Raw genomic sequence first — 1,970 nt, 5'->3', positions numbered from 1 at the left:
GCCAAAAGCAGCCGCTCGTGTCCGATCGCCTTTGGCCGATTTCTGCCTGTCACCAAGGGCAGTCATCGACCCAAAGCGGCCCTTCGCGAATGGCAGCTAAAGGGGAATGTCTGTCGCTCCTGCTTTGCTCAGCTTCACGCCAGCGCATCATCCTGATGTGACAGCGGCTGCACCGCCAGGTGCGGAGTTTCGCCGAAGAACTCGATCAGCAGTTCAGTGAGCACACGTATTTTCCGGGCTGGATGCGGACCAGGCGGGCGGATGATGTAGGCACCGGCTGGAGGGGGTGGATGGTTTGTCATGATCGGCACCAGTGCGCCGGATGTCACGTGTTCATGGGTGAGGCAGTCGGGCAGGTAGGCAACACCGAGGCCTGCGGTCGCGGCGGCGACGAGGGCGGTGCCGTTGTCGGCCTTGAAGCGTCCTTGCGGACGAACCGTGATGATCTTGTCGCCATCCATGAATTGCCAGGCTTCGGTGCCCTGCATGAGCGCCTGATGGGCGATCAGTTCATCCGGTGTCTCGGGTTCGCCGTGCGCCTTGATGTAGTCGGGGCTCGCGACCAGCTTGCCGTAGACCGGGCCAATCCGCCTTGCGATCAGATTGGAGTCCTGCAGATAACCCACCCGGATGGCGCAATCGTACCCCTCGGCAATGAGGTCAACGAAGCGATCGCTGTAACAGGTCTGGATGTGCAGCTCCGGATGACGACGTGCCATTTCCGCCAGCATCGGGGCGAAGTGAGTCGGGCCGAACGACAGCGGAACGGCCACGCGCAAGCGGCCGCGGAGGGCGCCGGCGGGCGCCGGCGGGCAGGATCGTTTCCTTGGCGATGTCGATCTCGGTGCAGACCCTGGCGGCGTAGTCCCGGAACGTCGCGCCGGCCTCAGTAAGTGCCGCCCCGCGAGTGGAGCGTGCCAGCAGTTGCACGCCCAGTTCGGTTTCAAGCCGAGCCAGGCGGCGACTGACGATCGATTTCGACACGCCAAGACGCAGTGCAGCCTGCGAAATGCCCCCGGCATCAGCTACTTCCACGAAGGTCTGTAGTTCTTCGATATCCATTCTTGCGTTCCCCTTTTCGCGACACAGCACGTCGCGCAATGCTACTACTGCATCGAACATGGGAACAGCACAATGGATTTTCCAGGCACGGCATCATTCGCACGTGTCTCGGAATCCATCAGTCGCACAGGCTCCGGCCTTTTCACAAACGTGCGTCACCCATGAAAAGGATTTGCCAATGGCAAGCGAGACTCCCCGCAACCCCGATACCGATCAGCTACTAACCCCGGAAAATTCGGCGTTGATCATCATCGATTATCAGCCTGTTCAGGTTTCTTCGATCCGCTCGATGCCGCGTGATGAACTCGTCTTCAACATCACCAGCGTCGCCAGGGCGGCGCTCAACTACAACCTTCCGATCATCCACTCGACCGTCAATGTCGCGACCGGCCGCAACAAGCCGCCGATTCAGGAGCTGCAAGAGGTGCTCGGCCATCTGCCGACCTATGACCGCACCTCGATCAACAGCTGGGAGGACACGGAATTCAAGCAGGCAGTCAAGGCGCTCGGGCGCAAGAAGCTCATCATGACTGCGCTCTGGACCGAAGCCTGCCTGACATTCCCGGTGCTCGACGCGATCCAGGAAGGCTATGAAGTTTATGTGCCGGTCGATGCGGTTGGCGGCACATCGCTCGCCGCACACGAGGCGGCGTTGCGCAGAATGGAACAGGCGGGCGCGAAGCTCATCAGCCGGGTGCAAATGTACTGCGAACTACAGCGCGACTGGGCGCGAGAAGTGACCGTGCCGGGCTTTCTGGGCGTGTTCGAGAACTTCGACGGGTTCAACGCTGAAAAGGCTCTGGATGAGGCGGACACGAAGGCCTGATTAGCGGGCAGTTGATGAAGATGGCGCTCGCGAAAGTGGGCGCTGCCTTTATTTTCCCCTACTCCAAACGTCTTCTTTTGGT

1 protein-coding gene and 1 pseudogene are annotated in these 1,970 nt (G+C 60.6%); one reads left to right on the top strand and one right to left on the bottom strand.

The annotated features are described in order from the left end of the window. Positions 1-134: 134 nt before the first annotated feature. A pseudogene (locus tag FQ185_RS30020) lies at positions 135-1,062 on the bottom strand (LysR family transcriptional regulator). A 178-nt stretch (positions 1,063-1,240) separates the two neighbouring features. Here FQ185_RS30020 and FQ185_RS30015 point away from each other — a divergent pair. Then, positions 1,241-1,888 carry a hydrolase gene (locus tag FQ185_RS30015; protein WP_149420599.1) on the top strand — a complete coding sequence of 216 codons (648 nt, stop codon included), beginning with the start codon at positions 1,241-1,243 and terminating at the stop codon, positions 1,886-1,888. The last annotated feature ends 82 nt before the right edge of the window (positions 1,889-1,970 follow it).

Source organism: Pseudomonas sp. ANT_H12B (assembly GCF_008369325.1).
Taxonomy (GTDB): domain Bacteria; phylum Pseudomonadota; class Gammaproteobacteria; order Pseudomonadales; family Pseudomonadaceae; genus Aquipseudomonas.
The sequence above is the reverse complement of the archived record's forward strand: the minus strand, read 5'-3'. Positions and strand labels throughout refer to the sequence as shown.